This is a genomic window from Pseudomonas sp. B21-010 (assembly GCF_024749325.1).
Taxonomy (GTDB): domain Bacteria; phylum Pseudomonadota; class Gammaproteobacteria; order Pseudomonadales; family Pseudomonadaceae; genus Aquipseudomonas; species Aquipseudomonas kilonensis.
Genome location: NZ_CP087198.1, coordinates 2116014 through 2139729, shown reverse-complemented (window position 1 = coordinate 2139729; position 23716 = coordinate 2116014). Strand labels below are relative to the sequence as shown.

General features: G+C 60.2%; 18 protein-coding genes. 5 read left to right on the top strand and 13 right to left on the bottom strand.

Annotated elements, in window-relative coordinates:
- Nucleotides 1-29: 29 nt before the first annotated feature.
- The 3 genes from LOY50_RS09450 to LOY50_RS09440 form a co-directional block, all read right to left on the bottom strand.
- On the bottom strand, nucleotides 30-3320 hold the full coding sequence (locus LOY50_RS09450) for a DEAD/DEAH box helicase (RefSeq protein ID WP_258690702.1): 3291 nt from the start codon (nucleotides 3318-3320) through the stop codon (nucleotides 30-32).
- 41 nt (nucleotides 3321-3361) lie between these two features.
- Nucleotides 3362-4360 (bottom strand): beta-N-acetylhexosaminidase, encoded by a 999-nt coding sequence (nagZ, locus tag LOY50_RS09445; RefSeq protein WP_258691216.1) that lies wholly within the window; start codon nucleotides 4358-4360, stop codon nucleotides 3362-3364.
- A 183-nt stretch (nucleotides 4361-4543) separates the two neighbouring features.
- Nucleotides 4544-5251 carry a TetR/AcrR family transcriptional regulator gene (locus tag LOY50_RS09440; protein ID WP_013692622.1) on the bottom strand — a complete coding sequence of 236 codons (708 nt, stop codon included), beginning with the start codon at nucleotides 5249-5251 and terminating at the stop codon, nucleotides 4544-4546.
- A gap of 241 nt (nucleotides 5252-5492) precedes the next feature.
- On the opposite strand from LOY50_RS09440, the gene lexA reads away from it, so the two are divergent.
- Complete coding sequence (gene lexA / locus LOY50_RS09435; RefSeq protein WP_003199651.1) at nucleotides 5493-6101, top strand: transcriptional repressor LexA; 609 nt, start codon at nucleotides 5493-5495, stop codon at nucleotides 6099-6101.
- Between the two features lie 10 nt (nucleotides 6102-6111).
- Nucleotides 6112-6585, top strand: a complete 474-nt coding sequence (gene sulA / locus LOY50_RS09430; protein ID WP_003199648.1) for an SOS-induced cell division inhibitor SulA — start codon at nucleotides 6112-6114, stop codon at nucleotides 6583-6585.
- A gap of 71 nt (nucleotides 6586-6656) precedes the next feature.
- On the opposite strand, the gene LOY50_RS09425 is transcribed toward sulA, so the two are convergent.
- From LOY50_RS09425 to LOY50_RS09395, 7 genes are all read right to left on the bottom strand, one after another.
- Nucleotides 6657-6890: a hypothetical protein gene (locus LOY50_RS09425; protein ID WP_003183419.1), complete on the bottom strand. Its 234-nt coding sequence runs from the start codon at nucleotides 6888-6890 to the stop codon at nucleotides 6657-6659.
- Between the two features lie 106 nt (nucleotides 6891-6996).
- Nucleotides 6997-7521 carry a DUF6586 family protein gene (locus tag LOY50_RS09420; protein WP_018604864.1) on the bottom strand — a complete coding sequence of 175 codons (525 nt, stop codon included), beginning with the start codon at nucleotides 7519-7521 and terminating at the stop codon, nucleotides 6997-6999.
- Nucleotides 7522-7737: 216 nt separating this feature from the next.
- Entirely contained in the window at nucleotides 7738-10350 is a 2613-nt protein-coding gene (topA, locus tag LOY50_RS09415) for a type I DNA topoisomerase (RefSeq protein ID WP_214508906.1), read from the bottom strand.
- A 115-nt stretch (nucleotides 10351-10465) separates the two neighbouring features.
- The gene (locus LOY50_RS09410) at nucleotides 10466-10702 is read right to left on the bottom strand and encodes a DUF1653 domain-containing protein (protein WP_003199644.1); all 237 of its coding nucleotides are present in this window, start codon (nucleotides 10700-10702) and stop codon (nucleotides 10466-10468) included.
- Between the two features lie 108 nt (nucleotides 10703-10810).
- A complete protein-coding gene (gene fadA / locus LOY50_RS09405) occupies nucleotides 10811-11986 on the bottom strand; it encodes an acetyl-CoA C-acyltransferase FadA (protein WP_018604861.1) in 1176 nt (391 codons plus the stop codon).
- A gap of 30 nt (nucleotides 11987-12016) precedes the next feature.
- Nucleotides 12017-14164 carry a fatty acid oxidation complex subunit alpha FadB gene (fadB, locus tag LOY50_RS09400; RefSeq protein ID WP_214508904.1) on the bottom strand — a complete coding sequence of 716 codons (2148 nt, stop codon included), beginning with the start codon at nucleotides 14162-14164 and terminating at the stop codon, nucleotides 12017-12019.
- Between the two features lie 487 nt (nucleotides 14165-14651).
- The gene (locus tag LOY50_RS09395; RefSeq protein WP_253472938.1) at nucleotides 14652-15089 is read right to left on the bottom strand and encodes a hypothetical protein; all 438 of its coding nucleotides are present in this window, start codon (nucleotides 15087-15089) and stop codon (nucleotides 14652-14654) included.
- Nucleotides 15090-15191: 102 nt separating this feature from the next.
- On the opposite strand from LOY50_RS09395, the gene LOY50_RS09390 reads away from it, so the two are divergent.
- Entirely contained in the window at nucleotides 15192-15632 is a 441-nt protein-coding gene (locus LOY50_RS09390; RefSeq protein WP_003199636.1) for a universal stress protein, read from the top strand.
- A gap of 195 nt (nucleotides 15633-15827) precedes the next feature.
- Here the strand turns inward: LOY50_RS09390 and LOY50_RS09385 are convergent, their stop codons facing one another.
- Entirely contained in the window at nucleotides 15828-17747 is a 1920-nt protein-coding gene (locus tag LOY50_RS09385) for an ATP-binding cassette domain-containing protein (RefSeq protein ID WP_258690701.1), read from the bottom strand.
- A 213-nt stretch (nucleotides 17748-17960) separates the two neighbouring features.
- Here LOY50_RS09385 and LOY50_RS09380 point away from each other — a divergent pair, with 213 nt between their 5' ends.
- Complete coding sequence (locus tag LOY50_RS09380) at nucleotides 17961-19889, top strand: transglycosylase SLT domain-containing protein (RefSeq protein ID WP_253472932.1); 1929 nt, start codon at nucleotides 17961-17963, stop codon at nucleotides 19887-19889.
- A 184-nt stretch (nucleotides 19890-20073) separates the two neighbouring features.
- Here LOY50_RS09380 and LOY50_RS09375 read toward each other — a convergent pair whose 3' ends face one another.
- The gene (locus LOY50_RS09375; RefSeq protein WP_258690700.1) at nucleotides 20074-21855 is read right to left on the bottom strand and encodes an ABC transporter transmembrane domain-containing protein; all 1782 of its coding nucleotides are present in this window, start codon (nucleotides 21853-21855) and stop codon (nucleotides 20074-20076) included.
- 249 nt (nucleotides 21856-22104) lie between these two features.
- On the opposite strand from LOY50_RS09375, the gene LOY50_RS09370 reads away from it, so the two are divergent.
- Nucleotides 22105-22284 (top strand): PA1571 family protein, encoded by a 180-nt coding sequence (locus tag LOY50_RS09370; protein ID WP_003199629.1) that lies wholly within the window; start codon nucleotides 22105-22107, stop codon nucleotides 22282-22284.
- Between the two features lie 256 nt (nucleotides 22285-22540).
- Here the strand turns inward: LOY50_RS09370 and pdxB are convergent, their stop codons facing one another.
- Entirely contained in the window at nucleotides 22541-23683 is a 1143-nt protein-coding gene (gene pdxB / locus LOY50_RS09365) for a 4-phosphoerythronate dehydrogenase PdxB (protein WP_253472910.1), read from the bottom strand.
- Between the last annotated feature and the right edge of the window lie 33 nt (nucleotides 23684-23716).

Here is a 23716-nt window from a genome sequence, read left to right as displayed (position 1 = left end):
GCGACATAGCCAGTGAATGTGCCGGTGAATCAGGTCTTGGGCAACGGTGCAAACAACGCTTCGATATCGCTCTGCTCAAGCTTCCACCCACCCGTCGCGCCGCCATCCAGCAGACTGCCCGCCAACGCGGCCTTATCCTCCTGAAGCGCCTGTATCTTCTCTTCCACCGTGCCTCGGGCAATCAGCTTGTAGACGAACACTGGCTTGTTTTGACCGATCCGATAAGCCCGGTCGGTCGCCTGATTTTCCACCGCTGGGTTCCACCACGGATCGAAGTGAATCACCGTGTCCGCAGCCGTCAGATTGAGCCCCGTACCGCCGGCCTTGAGGCTGATTAGAAACAGCGACACCTTGCCACTCTGAAATTCCCTCACCGGGGTGCGGCGATCCGTGGTGGATCCGGTCAGTAAGGAATAGGTCAGGCTGCGCTTTTGCAGTTCCTCCTCGATCAGGGCCAGCATCGAGGTGAACTGGGAAAACAGCAGAATCTTGCGCCCTTCGCTGAGCAACTCTTCGAGCATCTCCATTAAACTGACCAACTTGCCGCTGCCGGAACGTAGCGCTTTGGCGGTCTGTACGGTATTGAGCAGCCGCAGGTCGCAGCAGACCTGGCGTAACTTGAGCAACGCATCGAGAATGATAATCTGGCTACGGGCCACGCCGCTGCGAGCGATTTCGTCGCGCACTTTCTTGTCCATGGCCACACGCACGGTTTCATAGACATCCCGCTGCCCGTCACTGAGGTCGACCCAATGGACGATTTCAGTCTTGGGTGGCAGCTCAGTAGCGACTTGTTCCTTTTTACGCCGCAGCAGAAACGGTTTTATTCGCGCCGTCAGATAGTGCATTCGCTCGCTGTTGCCATGTTTTTCGATCGGCGTCCGGTAGTCTCGGTTGAAGCTTTTGTTATCCCCCAACCAGCCGGGCAGGAGGAAATGAAACAGAGACCAGAGTTCGCCCAAGTGATTTTCCAGGGGCGTACCGGACAGGCACAAGCGCTGCCGGGCATTGAGTTCGCGAGCAGCCTGGGCGGCCTTGCTGGTGGGGTTCTTGATGTTCTGCGCTTCATCGAGAATCAGCACACTCCAGGCCTGGGGTTTCAGCACCTCCAAATCCCGCGGCAACAAGGCATAAGTCGTCAGAACCAGGTCGTACTGTGCAAGGCTGGCGAAATCTTTTTGCCGGGCTGCACCATGAAGCGCCACGACGTTGAGCTGCGGCGTGAAGCGTGCCGCTTCGTCGAGCCAGTTGGGAATCAGACTGGTGGGCATGGCTGCAAGCGCCGGGACTTCCAGGCGCCCGGCCTGTTTCTCGCAAAGCAGGTGAGCCAGGGTCTGCAAGGTTTTACCCAAGCCCATGTCATCACCCAGGATGCCGCCAACTTCCAGCTCGCGCAGCGTCTGCATCCAATTGAGCCCTTCGAGCTGATAAGGTCGCAGCTTGGCTTTGAGCCCTGCCGGCGCAGGGACATGCACGTGAGTCGACTCATTCAATCGCTTGGCGAACGTACGCAACCGCTCCCCGCCTTGCCAGGTCAATGGCACGCTTTCAAGCACATTCAACCTGGCCGCATCAAAGGCATTCAACCGTATCGAGTCACCCCGGTGCTCCTTCATGTACAACTCACCAAGCGTTGCCATCAGCGGCTTGACCCGCCCATATGGCAACGCGACCTTCACACCAGGACCCGCCCCGAATTTTCCGCCGTTGAGATCGAGCAACATCAACTCTTCGTCACCGCGACGACCCAAGTTGTCCGGGGTCATCATCTCGGGGCTTGAGCGAAGCAGATGAAGCAAGATCGGCAGCAGGCTGTGCCGTTTTCCATCGACGATAATGCCCAGTTGTAAATCGAACCACTCTCGACCGGGAGGCTCCTCGATGTCGGCGTACAACTGCTCCACCGGTTGCAGATCGAAATGAAAACCCGCTTCGATATCGATCTGCCAATTGGCGGCACGCAATCGCGGCAGGCCTTTGTCCATGAAGACCAACCAGGCGTCGTCATCCGCCATTTGAAATAGCTCACCCCCGATGTCCGCCAGCGCAAGGCTCTTGCGATTGGTTTTCTTGAAACCTACCTTACGCAGAACGGTGCGAAAGGCTTGCTCGACATCCGGTTTACGCTGAATGCGCAAAATTTCGGTTCCGGACAGGATCGACAGTTCGGTGGATGCTTTGTCGTCCGCCACATGACCATCATAAATAAAGGTCAGTGCCGCGCGATGTTCTGGAACAGATTTCCAGTGCCGGAAGTTGATTGCACTTCCCAACGTCAACACCGCTCGCGGTTCAACACCTTCGATGATGCGCTCAGTCAGTTCTTTCGGCGGCGGGATAGGTCGGTCGACAGCGTTGATCCTATGGCTGAAAAGCACAACATCCCGAGCGGGTACCTCCGGCGCACGGCATAAATGGCACGCCAATTTGTCGTCCACTTCATAGGACAGCCGGCCAAGTTCCCTGCGCGATAAATCCAGATAATGAAGCGGCTCAAGCACCAGGAGGTTATCCAGTACCTGATCGCCACTGCGCCACCGAGACCGATAGTTGCCATTGGCCTGCTCAGCCCAGAAAAACTGCGCATTTTTTAGCGGACCTGCGCCCAATGGCTGCGGCGGGTCGAAATCCAGGAACAAGCGCGAGGACTTTAATGCCAGCGCCAGCACTTCGGCGCCGCTGCGACCTTGCAACGGAAAGCTGTTCTGGCTGTGATAATGCTGACTGCTGATAAGCGACTGGCCAATTTGCTTGTCGACGTCGGACATATAATTCGGAGAACGATTCAGCATGTCCGTCAGTTGGCCAAACGCTTTCAGATCCTTCAGGGAACCATCATCGAGCTGGCGCCCCTTGAAGAGTTCCAAAATCCACTGCCCTATATGCGTCTTCTTGAGTTTGTAGAAGATCCGGACATCGGCGTCTTTTTTGCTCGGTAGCGAATCGGCGTCCCACTCGGGAATACCCTTGATCCAGGTTTCAAGTTCAGAACTTAGGCGCTCGCTGGCGGAGCCGGCCTCCAGCGCTTGCGGATTCCACATCAAATGGAACATGACGGCAGCGCAGTGCTTGCAGCTGTTACCGACCGGGCACGAACATTCGTAACGAACGCCGTCGTAGCCCCGATAACGAGTGAGCTCGATCACCTGCTGATAGACATTATCGCCGCCACCCTCGCATTCGGCGTGAATCGATTGCTCGTCTATCCGCAGTATCCGTACTCGGTCTCTCTCGGCGTAGTCGAACCCGCGCTGAAGGTAACTCTGATGGAAGTCTTCTCCCCAATCCGTCTCAAGAAGCGCCTCAATTGGCTGGGTCATGGGCACCGCCGAGCATTACGCATATCAGTCACGACACTTCCTCAATCAACCAGCTGGGCAGCCCTCAGCGCGCCGAGCGCCGCCAGCCAGCGAGGGTCCTGACGGTATTCAGTGGAGGCACAGGCCTGGCCGCGCATGCGGGCGATCCGTGCCGAAGGCTTGACCTTCAGGCGCTGGGCAGCGCTCAAGGCCAACTCCGCGGCAGCACGGTCATTGCACACCAAGCCCATGTCGCAACCCGCCGTCAAAGCAGCCTCGATACGACTGGCAGCATCACCGACCACATGAGCCCCGGCCATCGACAGGTCATCACTGAAGATCACGCCATCGAATTGCAACTCGCCGCGCAGGATGTCCTGCAGCCAGCGGCGGGAAAACCCGGCTGGATTGGCGTCAACCTGCGGGTAGATGACATGGGCCGGCATGACGGCGGCCAGTTGTTTGCTCAGCCTGGCAAACGGCACCAGGTCGTTGGCGCGAATCTGCTCCAGGCTGCGCTCATCGTTCGGAATCGCCACGTGGGAATCGGCCTCGGCCCAGCCATGCCCCGGAAAATGCTTGCCAGTGGCGGCCATCCCGGCGGCGCTCATGCCGCGGATGAAGGCACCGGCCAACAACGCAGCGCGCTCGGGATCGCCTTCGAAGGAACGGCTGCCGACGACGGCGCTGCGCTGGTAATCGAGGTCAAGCACCGGGGCAAAGCTCAAGTCGAGACCGACCGCCAGCACTTCAGTGGCCATGATCCAGCCGCACTGTTCGGCCAGGTATTCGGCGTTCGGGTTGTCGGCTATCGCCCGCATCGCCGGCAACCGCACAAAACCCTGGCGCAGCCGCTGGACACGACCACCTTCCTGATCCACCGCCAATAAAAGGTCAGGGCGGATGGCGCGGATCGACGCGCTCAGCTCGCGCACCTGCCGTGGATGCTCGATATTGCGGGCAAAAATGATCAGGCCGCCTACCTCGGGCTGGCGCAACAGGTGGCGATCTTCGGCCGTCAGCCAGGTACCGGCGACGTCCACCATCAACGAGCCTTGCAGGCCAGCAGTCATAGCATTTCCTTAATAGCGATGAACCCGCGCGGTAACACAGGCACGACCACACCGCTGGGCCCAAGGCCCGGCAGGTCGCGGTCATGCAATGAAAAATGGAACGGGTTCGAAACGAGAGTCGGCATGGGCGGCTAGCTTAGCGGATGTCGGCAGCCGCGCCCACCCGTGCGCTTACGCCTTGGCCAGCGCCGGTGTCGATTTACTGCGCGGACGCAATTGCGCGGCAGCCATGGCTTCATCGGTGACACCACTTTCGGCACGCATGCCGGCTGCCAGGAACGGCACCATCAGGCGCATGACCTGTTCGATCGAGGTGTTCACGCCAAAGTCGGTTTCAGCGATGGCGCGCAACGCCTTGATACCGGACATGCTGAACGCCGCAGCGCCAAGCATGAAGTGCACCCGCCAGAACAACTCGATGGGCGGAATGCGCGGTGCGGCCTCGTTGACCAGCAGCATGTAGCGCCGGAAAACCTTGCCGTACATGTCTTCCAGGTAACGTCGCAGGTGGCCCTGGCTCTGGCTGAAGGCAAGGCCCAACAGGCGCATGAAAATGGAAAGGTCGTTACCGCTGCGCGGTTGCACGACAAGGGCTTGCTCGACCAGGATTTCCAGCAGCTCTTCCAGGGTCGGCTTGACGTCAGGCTTGGCCTGCCGGCGCTCCAGCTCGCGATCGAGGCTGAGGCAGAAAGGCCCGAGGAACCGCGAGAATACCGCCTGGATCAGGGCCTTTTTCGAGCCGAAATGATAGTTCACCGCCGCCAGGTTTACCCCGGCCTTGCTGGTGATCAGACGCAACGAGGTTTCAGCGAAACCTTTTTCCGCGAACAACTGCTCGGCAGCATCGAGAATGCGTTCAACGGTTTCCGACTGGGCCATGGTTACTCCGCCTGACAAACACTTGTTTGAAACATACGTTTCAGCCCAGGGGTTGTCAAGCCTGCCGGGGCGTTTTGCGAACGCCCGGTCACGTATTTAACCACACCTTTTCACGGGTGGTAGCCATGTCGCATCCAACAGCCCGACCGACCGTCCAGCGGCCGGTGAAAAAAGGAGGATTGCCAAGCGGCGTCCACTGTATATAATCCCAGTCACTGTATAAAAAGACAGAGCGATCAATATGCTAAAGCTGACGCCACGCCAAGCAGAGATTCTGGCCTTCATCAAACGCTGCCTCGAAGACAACGGCTACCCGCCAACCCGCGCGGAAATCGCCCAGGAACTGGGTTTCAAGTCGCCCAACGCGGCTGAAGAACACCTCAAGGCGCTGGCGCGCAAGGGTGCTATCGAAATGACCCCGGGCGCATCCCGTGGCATTCGCATCCCCGGCTTCGAAGCCAAGGCCGACGAAACCACCCTGCCGATCATCGGCCGGGTAGCGGCAGGCGCACCGATCCTGGCCCAGCAGCATGTCGAAGAGTCCTGCAACATCAATCCTTCGTTCTTCCATCCTCGTGCCGACTATCTGCTTCGTGTACACGGCATGAGCATGAAGGACATCGGCATCTTCGACGGTGACCTCCTGGCCGTCCATACCACCCGCGAAGCCCGCAACGGCCAGATCGTGGTGGCGCGAATCGGCGACGAAGTGACCGTCAAGCGCTTCAAGCGCGACGGCAGCAAGGTCTGGCTCATCGCCGAGAACCCGGAGTTCGCGCCCATCGAAGTGAACCTGAAAGATCAGGACCTGGTCATCGAAGGCTTGAGCGTCGGCGTCATTCGCCGCTAAAGGAGGCTTTATGCAGTTCCCTCACACACCACAACACACACAACTTCCGCTGTTCGAGGCATTCATGGCCCAACCGCTGGTTCCAGTCCTGAAAGAGGTCATCGAGTCGCCCTGGGGCGTCGAGCCCGAGGCTTTCAGCGAACTGTCGTTACGTGGTGCGGCCGGAAACTGCCTGAACCTGCTGGCGCCGATTCTGCGAGAACTCAGCCAGGACCAGGATGCTCGCTGGCTGACGCTGATCGCACCACCGGCCAGCGTCACCCAGGCCTGGCTGCGGGATGCCGGCCTGAACCGCGAACGCATCCTGTTGTTGCAGCCGCGGGGCACCCAAAGCGCTCAACAGTTGACCTGCGAAGCCTTGCGCCTGGGCCGCAGCCACACCGTGGTCAGCTGGCTCAACCCGCTAACCGCGACCGCACGGCAACAGTTGATCAGCGCCGCCCGTACCGGGGACGCGCAAAGTCTGAATATTCGATTGGGCTAAGACGAACGCGGGGCTTCTCCAAGGCAGAGAAGCCGACCAGCCACACTATCCAAAAAAGCCGACAGACGGGATCAATGAAGAACCCGCGGCCCCTCTTCCTTGTTGAATTCGCCTTCAACCAGGCGACCTGCCATCTGGACGCCCACGCTCAGCATCGCCTTGGCGACTTCGACGTGTTGGCCCTGGAGGAATACCTTGGCATCTTCGGAGAAGTTCAGGGTAACCAGAGAACCCTCGTCCTCAGCCCTGCGCAGCTCGATGCGGCCATCAGGAAGTTCGACAATTTCTAGAAAGGACGTAGGCATAAAAGTCTGTTCTCCACGAAAGGCGAGGATTATATAGTCATCGGCCAGGCTCCGCTCGGGATCTTGACCAAGTGTTATCAACCAACGTAACGGGCCGGGGGCGAACTCAGCACTCGTTCAACCCTTCACGAAAGCGTATCGCCAGGCTCTTGAGGTTCTGGCGCCAGCTCTCCAGCTCCTCCCGGCTCAACTCCTGCTCGGGTTCTTGTTCGTCCAGATTGACCGCCACGATCAACGGCTGGGTCACGTCCCCTTTGGGCTTGCGTGGGGCTCGCGGCGGCTCGAACAACGCCGCATGGGCCGCCAATAGCTTCGCCAGCCAGGTTTCCGGGTTGTGCGCCAGTTCGACCATTTCGGCCAACTCCGGGATAGCAATGGTTTCCAACGCTTCGCGGGTCAACAGCAGCTCGGCCCGAGGTGCGTTCGCTTGTGGCAGGCGATAGAAACCGGCGATTTCATGGCACAACCCCAACAATGCACCGTACAGGTGAAACAGCGCGGATTCGCGCCCTGCCTGGAGCAGCGCCGGAGAGTTCATCGCACGTCCATCTTCGGCCCTGGTGAGCGCTTCGAGCGACAGACCGGCGAAATAGATTTTCTGATTGGTGCGGGTATAGAGTTCGTGGGCCATGGCGGCATCTCCCCAACGAAATGAAAGCGTCACGCAAGTGCGACAGTGTCATGGATCAACCGAGGCCACTGCAAGCCAAAAACAAAAAGGCCGCATGAAAACCTGTGGGTTGTCATGCGGCCTTTTGTTCACTTGAGACTTATTGGGGCGGCTACGTCCGAAACGTCGGACCGGCCCAGCGGGAGCAAGCCCCCTCGTCACACGTGAGTGCTGCCATCAGCTCTTGTCTTGCACCGTCCACTTACCACCGTCGTAGTAGGCTTTCCAGCCAGTCGGCTTGCCGTCGACTTCGGTTTGCACGTATTGCTCCTTGGTCTTGCGGCTGTAGCGGATGACCGCTGGGCGCCCTTCCGGATCCTTCTGCGGCGCTTCGCAGAGGAAATGGTACTTCGGATCGATCTCGTCCTTGTGCGGCACGATTTCCATCACCAACGGTGCACGGGTCTCACGGTTTTTCGGGAACTGGCTCGCCGCCAGGAACAGGCCGGAGGCACCGTCGCGCAGGATGTAGGTGTCGTTGACCTTCTCGCACTTGAGCTCAGGCATCTTCACCGGGTCCATCTTCGGCGGCGCCGCGTCACCGCTCTTGAGCAGTTTGCGGGTGTTCTTGCAGGTCGGGTTGGTGCAACCGAAGAACTTGCCGAAACGGCCGGTCTTGAGCTGCATCTCGCTGCCACACTTGTCGCACTCCAGGCTCGGGCCTTCGTAGCCCTTGATGCGATAAGTGCCCTCTTCGATCTCATAACCGGCACAGTCCGGATTGTTACCGCAGATGTGCAGCTTGCGCTTTTCATCCAGCAGGTAGGCGTCCATCGCCGTGCTGCAGATCGGGCAGCGATGCTTGCCGCGCAGCACCAGGGATTCCGATTCACCCTCGTCGTCCGCGGCGATTTCGTCGCCCGGCACCAGGTTGACCGTCGCCTTGCAGCGCTCCTTGGGTGGCAGGCTGTAGCCCGAGCAACCGAGGAACACGCCGGTCGAGGCCGTACGGATTTGCATCGGGCGCCCGCAGGTCAGGCACGGGATATCGGTCATGACCGGCTGGTTGGCGCGCATGCCGCTGTCCGGGCTTTCGGCCACTTCGAGCTTCTTCTTGAAGTCGCCGTAGAACTCGTCGAGAACGTTTTTCCAGTCGCGCTCGCCCTGGGCCACATCGTCGAGGTTCTCTTCCATACCGGCGGTGAAGCCGTAATCCATCAGGTTCGAGAAGCTCTCGGACAGGCGCTCGGTGACGATGTCACCCATCTTTTCCGAATAGAAACGACGGTTGTGCAGCGCCACATAGCCGCGGTCCTGGATGGTGGAGATGATCGCTGCGTAGGTCGAAGGACGACCAATGCCGCGCTTTTCCATTTCCTTGACCAGGCTGGCTTCGGAGTAACGGGCCGGTGGCTTGGTGAAATGCTGGGTCGGATCAAGCTTGATCAGCTTCATCACGTCGCCCTGGGCCATGTCCGGCAGGACGTCGTCATCCCCAGGCTTGGTGATCTGCGGCATGACGCGGGTGTAGCCGTCGAACTTCAGGATGCGGCCCTTGGCGCGCAGCTCGAAGTCACCGGCACCGACGCTGACCGTGGTCGACAGGTATTGCGCCGGCAGCATCTGGCAGGCCAGGAACTGGCGCCAGATCAGCTCGTAGAGACGCTCGGCATCGCGCTCCATGCCCGACAGCTTGCTTGGCTCGGTGTTGGCATCGGACGGACGAATCGCTTCGTGAGCCTCCTGCGCGCCTTCCTTGCTGCTGTAGACGTTCGGCGTGTCCGGCAGGTACTTCTTGCCGAACTCGCTTTCTATATAAGTGCGCGCCATCGCCACGGCATCGACCGAAAGGTTGGTCGAGTCGGTACGCATATAGGTGATGTAGCCGGCTTCGTACAGACGCTGGGCCATCATCATGGTTTTCTTCACGCCAAAGCCCAGGCGATTGCTCGCGGCCTGCTGCAACGTGGAGGTGATGAACGGCGCCGACGGCTTGCTGCTGGTCGGCTTGTCTTCGCGCTTGACGATGCTGTAGCTGGAAGCCTTGAGTTTTTCCAGCGCAGCCATGGCCTGGGCTTCGTTGAGCGGCTTGAAGGCCTCGCCCTTCTCCCGGGCCACGTCGAAGCGCACGGTGGCACCCTTGGCGGTGCCGAGGTCGGCGTGGACTTCCCAGTACTCTTCAGGGATGAACGCACGGATCTCCCGCTCGCGCTCCACCACCAGCTTCACGGCGACCGACTGCACACGACCGGCCGACAGGCCACGGGCGATCTTGGCCCACAGCAGGGGCGAAACCATGTAGCCCACCACGCGGTCGAGGAAGCGACGCGCCTGCTGGGCGTTGACCCGATCGATATCCAGCTCGCCCGGCTGGGAGAAGGCTTCCTGGATGGCCTTCTTGGTAATTTCGTTGAACACCACGCGCTTGTAGCGGCTGTCATCCCCACCAATGGCTTCGCGCAGGTGCCAGGCAATGGCTTCCCCTTCGCGGTCCAAGTCCGTCGCGAGATAGATGGTGTCGGCATCCTTGGCGAGCCGGCGCAGCTCTTCGATGACCTTTTCCTTGCCCGGGAGGATCTCGTACTTGGCTTTCCAGCCGTGTTCCGGATCGACCCCCATGCGTGAGACCAGCTGCTTGCGCGCCTTGTCTTTCGGCGACAGCGCCGGCGCTTCACCGGCAGCAGCCTTGCCGCGCTTGGCGGCTGGCTCCTTGCTGGCGCTAGCCGAACCGCTGGTGGGCAGGTCTCGGATATGGCCGATACTCGACTTCACCACGTATTGGTTGCCCAGATACTTGTTGATGGTCTTGGCCTTAGCCGGGGATTCCACAATGACCAGCGATTTGCCCATGGATCAGAAAATTCCTGAATTCTAAAAAGTGAAAGGCGGTTGGCGCCTGACGCGGCACCGCTATATATAGTGGCTGCAAGGTGAGGTCAAGCGCAGGGTTGCCCGCATACCGGCCTCAAGGCTTGGAAAAAATGCTCTCCTCGGCCTGCACCAAAGCAAAGCGTGGCACCTGTTCGCCGTCAACCTCGACGGACTCCTCGAACATGCTCAAGGGACGCACCCAAAAGCCGTAATCGCCATACAGGGCTTGATAGAAGACCACTTCTTCCTCGGTCTCGGAATGCCGCGCGATGCTGAATACGCGGTACTGCGGACCTTTGTAATGCTGGTAGAGCCCAGGTTGTATCGGCATGCTTTGGCACTCACTCAAATTTTTTCAAAATAAAAACAAAATCTTTTTTACTAAACCCGAAAAAACAAAAACCGGGGCACTTGGCCCCGGCTTCCATCAACGCAACGCTTAGACGCGTTCGAAGACAGTGGCGATGCCCTGGCCGAGGCCAATGCACATGGTCGACACACCAAAAGTGCCGCCATTCTGCTTCATGACGTTGAGCAGCGTGCCGGAGATACGCGCACCGGAGCAACCGAACGGGTGACCCAGGGCGATCGCGCCGCCGTGCAGGTTAACCTTCTCGTTCATCTTGTCGAGCACTTTCAAATCTTTCAGCACTGGCAAGGCCTGTGCGGCGAAAGCTTCGTTGAGTTCGAAGAAGTCGATATCGGCAATACCCAGGCCTGCGCGCTTCAAGGCTTTCTGCGTGGCCGGTACTGGACCATAGCCCATGATCGCCGGGTCCACACCCGCCACGGCCATCGAACGAATCACCGCCATCGGCTGGATACCCAGGTCCTGGGCACGCTGGGCCGACATCACGATCATGCACGAGGCACCGTCGGTGATCTGCGACGAGGTACCGGCTGTCACGGTGCCGCCCTTCGGATTGAATGCCGGCTTGAGGGCCGCCAGGCTTTCCAGGGTGGTTTCCGGACGAATGGTTTCGTCGTAGTCGAACAGCTTCAGGAAGCCGTTCTCGTCGTAGCCCTGCATCGGGATGATCTCATCCTTGAACTTGCCTTCCACGGTCGCCTTGTGGGCGAGCTGGTGGGAGCGTACGCCAAAGGCGTCCTGCTGTTCGCGGGTGATGCCGTGCATTTTGCCAAGCATTTCCGCAGTCAGGCCCATCATGCCAGAGGCTTTCGCCGCGTACAGCGACATGTGCGGGTTCGGATCGACACCGTGCATCATGCTCACGTGGCCCATGTGCTCGACACCACCGACGACGAACACGTCACCGTTACCGGTCATGATCGCCTGGGCGGCGGTGTGCAGTGCGCTCATGGACGAACCGCACAGGCGGCTGACGGTCTGGCCCGCCGCCGTATGAGGGATCTGAGTCATCAGCGAGGCCATGCGGGCGATGTTCCAGCCCTGCTCCAGGGTCTGGTTCACACAGCCCCAGATCACGTCTTCGACTTCGTTGGGGTCGACCTTGACGTTGCGTTCCAGCAGCTTGCGGATCAGGTGCGCCGACATGTCTTCGGCGCGGGTGTTGCGGTGCATGCCGCCCTTGGAGCGGCCCATCGGCGTACGACCGAAGTCGACAATCACGACGTCTCTAGGATTCAAGCTCATAAATGTTCTCTCGCTCTAGTCGTTGGGCGCTTAACCGAAGAAGCGCTGGCCGTTCTTGGCCATTTCACGCAGCTTCGCGGTCGGGTGGTACAGCGCGCCCAAATCAGCGTACTGGTCAGCCAGGGCAACGAACTCGGCAACACCGATCGAATCGATGTAGCGCAGCGCACCGCCACGGAATGGAGGGAAACCGATACCGTAGACCAGACCCATGTCGGCTTCGGCAGCGGTCTCGACAATACCGTCTTCCAGGCAACGCACGGTTTCGAGGCACAGCGGGATCATCATCCAGTTGATGATGTCCTCGTCGGTGACTTCGCGCTGCTCGTAGACAATCGGCTTGAGCACTTCCAGCACCGACGAGTCGGCGACTTTCTTCTGCTTGCCGCGCTTGTCGGTCTCATAGGCGTAGAAGCCCTTGCCGTTTTTCTGGCCCAGGCGTTTGGCTTCGTAGAGCACGTCGACAGCCGAACGACGATCGTCCTTCATGCGGTCCGGGAAACCTTCGGCCATGACGTCGCGACCGTGGTGGCCGGTGTCGATGCCGACCACGTCCATCAGGTACGCCGGGCCCATCGGCCAGCCGAATTTTTCCATGATCTTGTCGATGCGCACGAAGTCCACGCCAGCGCTGACCAGCTTGGCGAAACCGCCGAAGTACGGGAACAGCACGCGGTTGACCAGAAAGCCCGGGCAATCGTTGACGACGATCGGGTTCTTGCCCATTTTCTTGGCGTAGGCCACGGTGGTGGCGACGGCATGTTCGCTGGACTTCTCGCCACGGATCACTTCCACCAGCGGCATCATGTGCACCGGGTTGAAGAAGTGCATGCCGACGAAGTTCTCCGGACGCTTGAGGGCCTTGGCCAGCAGCGAAATGGAGATGGTCGAGGTGTTCGAGGCCAGGATGGTGTCCTCTTTGACCTTGTCTTCGACTTCAGCCAGTACCGCCTGCTTGACCTTCGGGTTCTCGACAACGGCTTCGACCACCAGGTCGACATGGCCGAAATCGCCGTAGGACAGGGTCGGACGAATGCCATTGAGCACTTCGGCCATCTTCGCAGCGGTCATGCGACCTTTGTCGACACGGCCGACCAGCAGCTTGGCGGCTTCGGCCAGGCCTTGCTCGATCCCGTGTTCGTTGATGTCCTTCATCAGGATTGGCGTGCCTTTGGACGCCGACTGGTACGCGATACCGCCCCCCATGATGCCGGCGCCGAGCACGGCGGCCTGCTTCACGTCACTGGCGATTTCGTCGTAGGCCTTGGCCTTTTTCTTCAGCTCCTGGTCATTGAGGAACAGACCGATCAGGCTTTGCGCTGCCGAGGTCTTGGCCAGCTTGACGAAGCCGGCGGCCTCGACTTCCAGGGCCTTGTCGCGACCGAAGCTCGCGGCTTTCTGGATGGTCTTGATCGCTTCGACCGGCGCCGGGTAGTTCGGGCCTGCCTGACCGGCCACGAAACCCTTGGCGGTTTCGAAGGCCATCATTTGTTCGATGGCGTTGAGCTTGAGCTTCTCGAGCTTCGGCTGACGCTTGGCCTTGTAGTCGAACTCGCCGCTGATGGCGCGCTTGATGGTTTCAAGGGCCGCTTCCTGGAGCTTGCCAGGTTCGACCACGGCATCCACGGCACCGACCTTCAGCGCGTCTTCAGCACGGTTTTCCTTGCCGGCGGCAATCCACTCGATGGCGTTGTCGGCACCGATCAGGCGCGGTAGGCGCACGGTGCCGCCGAAGCCTGGGTAGATGCCCAGCTTGACTTCCGGCAGGCCGATCTTGGCCGTGGTGGCCATGACGCGGTAATCCGCCGCCAGGCACATTTCCAGGCCGCCACCCAGGGCGATGCCGTTGATGGCCACGACAGTCGGTACGTTGAGGTCTTCGAAGTCGCTGAAAATACGGTTGGCTTCGAGGTTGCCAGCGATCAGTTCGGCATCGGGCAGCTTGAAGTTGTCGACGAATTCGGTGATGTCGGCGCCGACGATGAACACGTCCTTGCCGCTGCTGACGATCACACCCTTGATCGAAGCATCTGCCTTGATAGTGTCTACAGCCTGACGCAATTCATTCAGGGTTAGACGGTTGAACTTGTTGACGGACTCACCCTTGAGGTCGAATTTCAATTCGACGATGCCACTTTCAAGAGCCTTAACCGTGATGGCTTTACCTTCGTAAATCATCAACTGATCTCCACGATATGGAAGCTGAACAGTACACGTTGAACGCTGACCACTGGTTCGGCATAGACGTTACCGTCGATGCTACGCCAATCCGCCAGGCACACCCGTCAACGCGATAGTCGGGGTCTGTAGGAGCATTCTGAAAATACAAACGCTCAATTCATACGCCCGTTTGATTTGGGTACGTCACCTTCACGGAATTTCCGACAATTGTCAATCGCCCTAAACACAGGCGTGAACGCGACTTCACGGTCATTTCCGTACCGTACGGATCCGCAACACGGCGCCGCATGAGCCGCTATTCATAGAATCAATAATTAGAAAAATCGCCCTAATTCCAGACAGACCGGAACCAGCGGTCTACGCTGTCGGGACGCGATTGAGGATTAGGAACAAAAGGACGTTACGAACGCACGTCCTGGCATGAGATTGATTACCGGCCTGCCTGGCCAACCCGCCCGATGAGACTGTCGGGCTTTTTTATGCCTCAGGCCAGCGCCTTGAGCACCGTGCAAATATCTTGCAAAACAGTCGCTTCGCCCTTCTCGCCCCAGTACAAGGCAATCATTTGCCGATCGGCTTCAACTTTGTAGACGTTGGCCGGCAATTTTTCGAAATGATTGAGCAGGGATTCATCCTGGCAGACTTCTCGCCACCGGTTGACCCAGACGCCTGGCGCCGTCTGCCAATAGCTCCAGACCGCCGGTTCCTTGCCGCGCCGGGGCCGGTGGTACTGGGCGCAGGGGTTTGGCGGCTGCTGGCCGAGCCAGTGCGGCCACTCCTGCGGCGCCAGCTGCATGGCCAGGCCCAGGCGTCGTGCCTCCATGCGCAGGGCCATGCGACCGCTCTGGACACGGGACGGCCGCAACCATGCCAGCGGACTTAACACCACCAACAGGATTGACACCACTATCCAGACCGTCATATTCGTACTCCCGAATTCTGATGAGCCCATTGAGCCACGTCGCCGTCAATGCGCTTGAAACCAGCCATACTTACCGTATCGCAATTCTCTGGAGTGCTTTCCATGTACTACGAACACGTTCTGGTCGCCGTCGACCTCACTGAAGAATGCGATCCGGTCGTCAAGCGCGCCCTCGCCCTTTGCGAAAGCCGGGACACCAAGCTGTCGCTGGTACACATCGTCGAACCGATGGCCATGGCCTTCGGCGGCGACGTGCCTATGGACCTTTCCCAGTTGCAGCAGCAGCAATTCGACCAGGCCAAGGAGCGCCTTGACCGACTGATCGTGAAATACCCGGCCCTGAAGAAGGAATTCAGCCACCTGACCTACGGCCAGCCGCGCCAGGAGATCCATCACCTGGCCAAGGAGCAGGGCTGCGACCTGATTGTGGTCGGCAGCCATGGTCGCCACGGCCTGGCGCTGTTGCTGGGCTCGACCGCCAACGACGTGCTGCATGGTGCGCCTTGCGACGTGCTGGCGGTGCATCTGGTCAAGCGCACATAAACCCTACCCTTGTGGGAGCGAGCCTGTGGGAGCAAAGCTTGCTCGCGATGAACGATAACGCGGTCATTCGACAGACCGAGATGCCTTCATCGCGAGCAAGCTTTGCTCCCACAGGCTCACCCCTACAGGGGAATAGCGTTTCAAATAGAAATCCCGGCATTCATTGCTGAATTCCGGGATTTTTTCAACAGCGGATCAAGCGTCCAGTTCAGCCCAGCGCTCGACCAGTGCGTCCAGCTCGGCCTGCAACTGCTCCAGGTGCGCGATCACCTTGGCGGTTTCGGCAGCAGGTCGCTGGTAGAAACCGGCGTCAGCCATCTCCGCTTCCACCGCAGCGATCTGCTGCTCCTTCGCGTCGATATCACCCGGCAACGCCTCCAGCTCACGCTGCAGTTTGTAGCTGAGTTTTTTCTTGGCCGGTGCCGGCACCGCTGCGGCGGCTACCGGGGCTGGCTCGGTCTTGACCACGGCCGAATTCAGGTCGGCCTTGCCAGACTTGCTCTCGGTGACCCCCAGCAGACGCGGCGAGCCGCCCTGGCGCAGCCAGTCCTGATAACCACCGACGTATTCACGCACCAGGCCTTCGCCTTCGAACACCAGGGTGCTGGTGACCACGTTGTCGAGGAATGCCCGGTCGTGACTGACCATCAGCACGGTGCCATTGAAGGTCAGCAACACCTCTTCCAGCAACTCCAGGGTTTCCACGTCCAGGTCGTTGGTCGGTTCGTCGAGCACCAGCAGGTTCGCCGGCTTGCTGAACAACTTGGCCAGCAACAGACGGGCGCGCTCGCCACCCGACAGCGCCTTGACCGGCGTACGGGCACGCTGGGGGCTGAACAGGAAATCGCCGAGGTAGCTCAACACATGGCGGCTCTGACCATCGATATCGATGAAATCGCGACCTTCGGCCACGTTATCGATCACGGTCTTTTCCAGGTCCAACTGATGGCGCAACTGGTCAAAGTAGGCGACGTCGATCTTCGTGCCCTCCTCCACCTTGCCATTGGTCGGCACCAGGCCACCGAGCATCAGCTTGAGCAGCGTGGTCTTGCCGGTACCGTTGGCACCCAGCAGGCCGATGCGATCACCGCGCTGCAGGACCATGGAGAAGTCCTTGATCAGGAACGGGCCGCCCGGATGCGCGAAACTCACGTTCTCAAGGACCATCACCTGCTTGCCGGACTTGTCAGCGGTATCCAACTGAATGTTGGCCTTGCCGGTGCGCTCGCGACGTTCACTGCGTTCCATGCGCAAGGCCTTCAGCGCCCGCACACGGCCTTCGTTGCGGGTGCGACGCGCCTTGATGCCCTGGCGAATCCAGACTTCTTCCTGGGCCAGTTTCTTATCGAACAACGCGTTAGCGGTTTCTTCCGCTGCCAGCGCCGCTTCCTTGTGCACCAGGAAGCTGGCGTAGTCGCCGTTCCAGTCGATCAGGCCGCCACGGTCCAGTTCAAGGATGCGGGTCGCCAGGTTTTGCAGGAAGGAACGGTCGTGGGTGATGAACAGCACAGCCCCCTGGAAGTCCTTCAAGGCTTCTTCAAGCCAGGCGATGGCGCCGATGTCCAGGTGGTTGGTCGGTTCGTCGAGCAGCAGCAGGTCCGGCTCGGACACAAGGGCCTGGGCCAGCAGGACGCGACGACGCCAGCCGCCGGACAACTCGGCGAGGGTCTTGTCGGCCGGCAGTTGCAGGCGGCTCAGGGTGCTGTCGACCAGTTGCTGCAGACGCCAGCCGTCTCGGGCTTCAAGGTCGTGCTGCACGTGCATCAACTTGTCCAGGTCAGCATCGGTGACGATGTTCTGGCTCAGGTGGTGATACTCGGCCAACAGCGCGCCGACACCGTCCAGGCCTTCGGCAACCACGTCGAATACGGTCCGCTCGTCGGCCACCGGCAGTTCCTGGGGCAATTCGCCGATTTTCAGGCCTGGCGCGCGCCAGACCGAGCCGTCATCGGGCTTTTGATCGCCCTTGACCAGCTTCATCATGCTGGACTTGCCAGTGCCGTTGCGGCCGATGATGCACACCCGCTCACCACGGGCGATCTGCCAGGACACCTTGTCCAACAACGGCATAGCGCCGAAAGCAAGGGACACATCGCTGAATTTGAGCAGGGTCATGAGCTTCTCCAAAAACCGGGCGCGCATTCTACCTGAGATGAGGCCTCAGGGGTCCGCCAATTTCGCCACCGAAGCACTCTGCATAACAAATGTTGCGAACTTGCACTGACGGCCTTGCAAAGCTTTCGCCGGCTGCTGGCAAAAGGCTAAGCTACAGACAGTTACCCTGGGTTACCCCTTGGGCTTGTCATGTTTTTTATGCCCGGACGTCTCATGCGCAGTCGCCTTTTCAGTGTTTTATCGTGTCTTTTTGTATGTGCCACTGCCGTTCAATCCGCGCAGGCGGTGGATATCTCCACTCAACGCCAATATTACGACGAGGCCAAGCGCGCCTTGGCCAAGGGTGATTCCGGCCCTTACTTTCGCTACAGCCAGGCCCTGCGCGATTATCCGCTGGAACCCTATCTGGCCTACGACGAATTGACCGCTCGCCTCAAGAGCGCCAGCAACGCCGAAATCGAGAAGTTCCTCGCCGAACACGGCGATCTGCCCCAGGCCAACTGGATGAAGTTGCGCTGGCTGCGTTGGCTGACCGAGCGCGGTGACTGGGAGACCTTCGTCAAGTATTACGACCCCAAGCTCAATTTCACCGAACTGGACTGCCTTAACGCCCAGTACCAGCTCAGCCATGGCTTGAAAGCCGAAGGCTATGCCAATACCGAAAAGCTGTGGCTCTCCGGCAAATCCCAGCCCCAGGCGTGCGATGCCTTGTTCGGCCTATGGGCCTCCCAGGGCCAGTTGACCGAACAGAAACGCTGGGAACGCACAAAACTGGCGGCCCAGGCCCGCAACTACCCGCTGGCCAACAGCCTGGTCAGCGGTCTGACCACCCTCGCCCCCCGCGGCAAGCTGCTGGTGGACGTGGCGCAAAAGCCTGAGTTGCTCAACCAGCCCTCGCGCTTCACCCCGGCCGATGAACCGATGTCCGACATCGTCAGCCTCGGCCTGCGTCGCCTGGCCCGCCAGGATCCGGAAAAGGCCATGGCACTGCTGGACGGCTACGCCAGCACCATGCATTTTTCCCGTGATGAAAAAGTTGCGATTGCCCGGGAAATCGGCCTGACCCTGGCCAAGCGCTTCGACAGCCGGGCCTTGGACGTGATGACGAAATACGACCCGGAACTGCGCGATGACACCGTTTCGGAATGGCGCTTGCGCCTGCTCCTGCGCCTGGCCCGCTGGGACGATGCCTACCAACTGACCCGTCGCCTGCCCGAGTCGCTGTCGAGCACCAATCGCTGGCGGTACTGGCAAGCCCGCACGCTGGAACTGGCGCAGCCGCAGAACCCCGAGGCGCTGGCGCTCTACAAGCACCTGGCCCGTGAACGAGACTTCTATGGCTTCCTGGCCGCCGACCGTTCCCAGTCACCGTACTCGCTCGTCAACAAGCCGCTGGTGATGAGCCAGGCGCTGATCAACAAAGTGCGCAACACCCCTGGCGTGCGTCGGGCGCTGGAATTTCATGCCCGTGGGGACATCGTCGACGGGCGCCGCGAGTGGTATCACGTCAGCCGTCATTTCAACCGTGACGAAATGGTCGCCCAGGCCAAACTGGCCTATGACCTGAAGTGGTATTTCCCGGCCATTCGCACCATCAGCCAGGCCAAGTACTGGGACGACCTGGACATCCGCTTCCCGATGGCCCACCGCGACACCCTGGTACGCGAAGCCAAGATCCGCGGCTTGCATCCAAGCTGGGCGTTCGCCATCACCCGCCAGGAAAGCGCCTTCATGGACGACGCCCGCTCCGGCGTCGGTGCCGCAGGCCTGATGCAACTGATGCCCGGCACCGCCAAGGAAACCGCGCGCAAGTTCAGCATTCCCCTGGCCTCACCACAGCAAGTGTTGAACCCGGACAAGAACATCCAGTTGGGCGCGGCGTACCTGAGCCAGGTTCATAGCCAGTTCAACGGCAATCGCGTCCTGGCTTCGGCGGCCTACAACGCCGGCCCCGGTCGCGTGCGCCAGTGGCTGCGCGGCGCCGACCACTTGAGCTTTGACGTCTGGGTCGAAAGCATTCCCTTCGACGAAACCCGCCAATACGTGCAGAACGTGTTGTCGTACTCGGTGATCTACGGCCAGAAACTCAACTCGCCGCAACCGCTGGTGGATTGGCATGAGCGGTATTTCGATGATCAGTGATCATTAGCGAAAGCTGTTCCCGAGAAGAAAAAATGCCCGCATCGAAAGATGCGGGCATTTCTTTTTGCTCGCTTGCTGAACCCTGTGGGAGCGAGCTTGCTCGCGATGGCGGTGGCACCTTCAACATGGATGCAAGCTGGCTCAACGCTATCGCGAGCAAGCTCGCTCCCACAAGGGACCATACTTAGTCGGTTGCCGTCTCCAACCCCACATTGAACTGCAACGCCGCCAGCCGCGCGTACAGCGCATTGCTGGCAACCAGCTCCTGGTGAGTGCCCACGGCAACCACCTTGCCCTGGTCCATCACCGCGATCCGGTCGGCGTTTTTCACCGTGGCCAGGCGGTGGGCGATGACCAGGGTCGTGCGGTTTTTCATCAGGTTGGGCAGGGCTTGCTGGATCAGGTGTTCGCTTTGCGCATCGAGGGCGCTGGTGGCTTCGTCCAGCAGCAGGATCGGCGCGTCCACCAGCAACGCCCGGGCGATGGCCAGGCGTTGGCGCTGGCCGCCGGACAGACCCAGGCCACCGTCGCCCAGATGTGTCTGATAGCCGTCGGGCATTTTTTCGATGAAGTCATGGGCGTGGGCAATCTGCGCGGCCTCACGCACCTGCTCGGACGTTGCGCCAGGGTTGCCGTAGCGGATGTTCTCTTCGACCGTGCCGAAAAACAGCGCCGGGTTTTGTGAAACCAGGGCGAAGTGGCGGCGCAGGTCCAGCGGATCGAGTTGAGTCAACGGCACGTCGTCGATCAGGATCTGCCCTTGCACCGGATCGTAGAAACGCAGCAGCAGGTCATACACCGTTGACTTGCCCGCACCGGAAGGCCCGACCAGGGCCAGGGTCTCGCCGGCCTTGATGCTCAGGTCGAGACCGTCGACCGCATAACTGTCCGGCCGGGAGGGGTAGGAAAAACGCACGCCTTCGAGGCGCAGATCGCCCCGGACCCGCTCCGGCAACATGACAAGGCCTGAAGCCGGCGGCTGGATGATGTTTTCCGAACGCAGCAACTCGGCAATGCGCTCGGCAGCGCCCGCCGCCCGTTGCAGCTCGCCGATCACCTCGCTCAGGGTACCGAAGGCGCTGCCGACGATCAGGCTGTAGAACACGAATGCCGCCAGCTCACCGCCGGAAATCCGCCCGGCGATCACATCCATGCCGCCGACCCAAAGCATCACCCCCACCGCGCCCAGCACCAGCACGATCACCAGGGTGATCAGCCAGGCCCGCTGGGCGATGCGCTTGCGGGCGGTGTCGAAGGCCTGCTCCACCGTCACGGAGAATCGTCGCTCGTCCTGGACCTGGTGGTTGTAAGCCTGCACGGTCTTGATCTGGCCAAGAGTTTCGGAGACGTAGCTGCCGACGTCGGCAATGCGGTCCTGGCTCTGGCGCGACAGACTGCGCACCCGCCGACCAAAGACCAGGATCGGCGCCAATACCAGCGGCAGGGCAATCACCACGATACTGGTCAACTTGGGATTGGTGATGAACAGCAGCACGATGCCGCCCACCACCATCAAGGCGTTGCGCAAAAACAACGACAGCGACGAACCGATCACCGATTGCAGCAAGGTCGTATCGGCGGTCAGCCGCGACTGGATTTCCGAACTGCGGTTGTTTTCGTAGAAACCGGGGTGCAAGTACACCAGATGGTTGAAGACCTGCCGCCGGATATCGGCCACCACCCGCTCGCCGATCCAGGACACCAGGTAAAAACGGGCAAACGTACCGATCGCCAACCCCACCACCAGCACCATGAACAGGCCGATGGATTGATTGAGCAGGTGCGGCGAGCGGGTCATGAAGCCCTGGTCCACCAGCAACCGGATGCCTTGGCCCATGGACAAGGTAATACCGGCGGTGACAATCAGGGCCAGCAAGGCGCCGGCGACCTGTTTGCGATAAGGGGCGATGAAGCCGTTGGCCAGGCGTATGGCACGGCGATGTCGGGAAGAAAGCATCAAGGGCATCCGATAATGCAGCAGGAAAAAGGCCGGCCAGCGACGCCAAAGCGTAGCGGAACCAAATTGAATCAGAATGAGTCAGGTTAAATATGACCACAACGACTAGAGGCTAGATGTTATCGGTCTAAAGTCTGGCTGGAAACGCAACTGCGTTTCTGATTGAGTGGAGGTGTCGCCATGAACCTACAAGGAGTGTCATGGCTCGGTCACCTGGCGACATTAAAGTAGGCACACAACCTGATGAGGAGACAGGCCATGTCCTTGCAACACAGCAGCGACGACAAGATTCAAGTAATCCGCACGCAACCGGACCAGTCTCTGGGCTGCTCGTTCATCGATGCCCAAGGGCGCGAAGTACCGATCACCGAAGACATGATCCAGAAAGCCTGCAGCGAGCTGGAAAAACGACTGGTCAAGCCTGCCGAACAAAAGTGATACAGCCCGTCTTCAATTGGACCCGACCTTGATGTCGGGTTTTTTATGTCTGCCGATTTTGCAGACGCCTGTGGCCAGGCTCTTGTGGCGAGGGAGCTTGCTCCCGCTGGGTTGCGCTGTAGGAGCTGTCGAGCGAAGCGAGGCTGCGATCTTTCCATTGGCGCTTGAGTTCCAAGTGAAAGATCAAAAGATCGCAGGCTTCGCCAGCTCCTACACCGCCGAGCGGGAGCAAGCTCCCTCGCCACAAGAGCGGTGATCAAATAACAGTGGCGCCCAATGCCGTCACGATCTGTTGCAAGGCCGCCGACTGCCCTTCGATACGCACCTTCAAGCTATCGATTTCCCGCCGTGGCGGATAATGCTTGCGCAAGGCGTCGAACGCGCTGCGTTGCTCGCTGACGCTGCCCACCAGGCTGCGGCGAAAGTTCGCGTCGTCGCCACGGGGGTCATACACGCTCCGGCACAACGCCGCCAAGGCCCAGGCCGGGTCGGTTGCGGCATCCAGGGTGATGCCACCCAGCCAAGGCCGAGGCAACAGGTCGCTGAGGCTGACTTCAACCGGCCGCTCCAGGAAAGCGCACAAGGCCTGGTAGATCTGGGCGGTGCCGCGCTGGCGGCCATCGAGGCTGTAACCGGCAATGTGCGGGGTCGCGATCACGCACAAATCGGCCAGGTCCACATCCACGGTGGGTTCCTGCTCCCAGACATCCAACACCGCTTGCAGGTCTTCGCGTTCCAGCAACACTTCGCGTAGCGCGGCGTTATCGATCACCGGGCCGCGGGCCGCGTTGATCAGCCAGGTCCCGGGCTTGAGCTGGTTCAGGCGCGCCTCGTCGAACAGGTGCCAGGTCGGTTGCTCACCGTCGCGGGTCAACGGTGTGTGCAGGCTGATCACATCGCACTGCTCGATGATCTGCTCCAGGCTCACATAGTCGCCCCCCTCGGCGGCCTGACGCGGCGGATCGCAGACCTTCACGGTCCAGCCCAGCCCCTTGAGCACCTCGATCAACCGCCCGCCCACCTGGCCTGCACCGACCACACCGAAGGTTCGTTGCTCGAGTTGCGCACCTTCGATTTCTGCCAGGGTCATCAGGCTGCCCAGCACGTAGTCCACCACGCCACGGGCATTGCAGCCCGGCGCGCTGGCCCAGCGGATACCGGCTTCGGCGAAATAATCCAGGTCCAGGTGATCGGTGCCGATGGTGCAGGTGCCGACGAAGCGCACCTTGCTGCCTTCCAGCAGAGCCCGATTGACCTGGCTGACCGAACGCACCAGCAGCACGTCGGCTTGCTCGACCATCGTCCGGTCGATCCCCCGGCCCGGTACCCGGCGGATTTCGCCGAATCCTTGGAAAAATGCATCAAGCAGGGGGATGTTTTCGTCGGCGACGATCAGCATGGCAGAGCTCCTTTGGCGGGAGGCGCAGTGTAG

Bases quoted from the DNA above. Each gene is read 5' to 3' on its own strand.
- LOY50_RS09410 (WP_003199644.1), bottom strand. From the start codon at position 10,702: ATGCCGATACAACCTGGGCTCTACCAGCATTACAAAGGTCCGCAGTAC.
- LOY50_RS09450 (WP_258690702.1), bottom strand. From the start codon at position 3,320: ATGACCCAGCCAATTGAGGCGCTTCTTGAGACGGATTGGGGAGAAGAC.
- topA (WP_214508906.1), bottom strand. From the start codon at position 10,350: ATGGGCAAATCGCTGGTCATTGTGGAATCCCCGGCTAAGGCCAAGACC.
- LOY50_RS09380 (WP_253472932.1), top strand. From the start codon at position 17,961: ATGCGCAGTCGCCTTTTCAGTGTTTTATCGTGTCTTTTTGTATGTGCC.
- fadB (WP_214508904.1), bottom strand. From the start codon at position 14,164: ATGATTTACGAAGGTAAAGCCATCACGGTTAAGGCTCTTGAAAGTGGC.
- LOY50_RS09440 (WP_013692622.1), bottom strand. From the start codon at position 5,251: ATGGCCCAGTCGGAAACCGTTGAACGCATTCTCGATGCTGCCGAGCAG.
- pdxB (WP_253472910.1), bottom strand. From the start codon at position 23,683: ATGCTGATCGTCGCCGACGAAAACATCCCCCTGCTTGATGCATTTTTC.
- LOY50_RS09370 (WP_003199629.1), top strand. From the start codon at position 22,105: ATGTCCTTGCAACACAGCAGCGACGACAAGATTCAAGTAATCCGCACG.
- LOY50_RS09425 (WP_003183419.1), bottom strand. From the start codon at position 6,890: ATGCCTACGTCCTTTCTAGAAATTGTCGAACTTCCTGATGGCCGCATC.
- LOY50_RS09420 (WP_018604864.1), bottom strand. From the start codon at position 7,521: ATGGCCCACGAACTCTATACCCGCACCAATCAGAAAATCTATTTCGCC.
- LOY50_RS09375 (WP_258690700.1), bottom strand. From the start codon at position 21,855: ATGCCCTTGATGCTTTCTTCCCGACATCGCCGTGCCATACGCCTGGCC.
- LOY50_RS09390 (WP_003199636.1), top strand. From the start codon at position 15,192: ATGTACTACGAACACGTTCTGGTCGCCGTCGACCTCACTGAAGAATGC.
- LOY50_RS09385 (WP_258690701.1), bottom strand. From the start codon at position 17,747: ATGACCCTGCTCAAATTCAGCGATGTGTCCCTTGCTTTCGGCGCTATG.
- fadA (WP_018604861.1), bottom strand. From the start codon at position 11,986: ATGAGCTTGAATCCTAGAGACGTCGTGATTGTCGACTTCGGTCGTACG.
- sulA (WP_003199648.1), top strand. From the start codon at position 6,112: ATGCAGTTCCCTCACACACCACAACACACACAACTTCCGCTGTTCGAG.
- LOY50_RS09395 (WP_253472938.1), bottom strand. From the start codon at position 15,089: ATGACGGTCTGGATAGTGGTGTCAATCCTGTTGGTGGTGTTAAGTCCG.
- lexA (WP_003199651.1), top strand. From the start codon at position 5,493: ATGCTAAAGCTGACGCCACGCCAAGCAGAGATTCTGGCCTTCATCAAA.